This window comes from Gordonia sp. UCD-TK1, from assembly GCF_001691435.1.
Classification (GTDB): domain Bacteria; phylum Actinomycetota; class Actinomycetes; order Mycobacteriales; family Mycobacteriaceae; genus Gordonia; species Gordonia hongkongensis.
Map to the genome: position 1 here is coordinate 1 of NZ_LZMP01000082.1, position 869 is coordinate 869.

Sequence of the window (869 nt, forward strand, 5' to 3'; positions counted from 1 at the left end):
CCGTGTTTGGTGATGTTGTGGGTGTTGTTGGTAAGTCCTCGGCCGATTAGTACCAGTCACCTGAACACATTGCTGTGCGTACAGTTCTGGCCTATCAACCCCATGGTCTGTGGGGGGCCTTAACCCCGCGAAGGGGGTGAGAAACCTCATCTTGGAACAGGCTTCCCGCTTAGATGCTTTCAGCGGTTATCCCTTCCGAACGTAGCTAACCAGCAGTGCCCCTGGCGGGACAACTGGCACACCAGAGGTTCGTCCGTCCCGGTCCTCTCGTACTAGGGACAGGTTTCCTCAAGTTTCTTACGCGCGCGGCGGATAGAGACCGAACTGTCTCACGACGTTCTAAACCCAGCTCGCGTGCCGCTTTAATGGGCGAACAGCCCAACCCTTGGGACCTACTCCAGCCCCAGGATGCGACGAGCCGACATCGAGGTGCCAAACCATCCCGTCGATATGGACTCTTGGGGAAGATCAGCCTGTTATCCCCGGGGTACCTTTTATCCGTTGAGCGACACCGCTTCCACTTGCCGGTGCCGGATCACTAGTCCCGACTTTCGTCCCTGCTCGACATGTACGTCTCACAGTCAAGCTCCCTTGTGCACTTACACTCAACACCTGATTGCCAACCAGGCTGAGGGAACCTTTGGGCGCCTCCGTTACCTTTTAGGAGGCAACCGCCCCAGTTAAACTACCCACCAGGCACTGTCCCTGAACCCGATCAGGGTCCGAGGTTAGAAGTCCAATACGATCAGAGTGGTATTTCAACAACGACTCCATGAACACTGGCGTGCCCACTTCACAGTCTCCCACCTATCCTACACAAACCGAACCGAACACCAATACCAAGCTATAGTGAAGGTCCCGGGGTCTTT

General features: G+C 55.8%; 1 rRNA gene. It reads right to left on the reverse strand.

Annotated elements, in window-relative coordinates:
• Window positions 1–26: 26 nt before the first annotated feature.
• Window positions 27–869: ribosomal RNA gene (locus A9310_RS24165) — 23S ribosomal RNA — on the reverse strand; the annotation flags it as partial.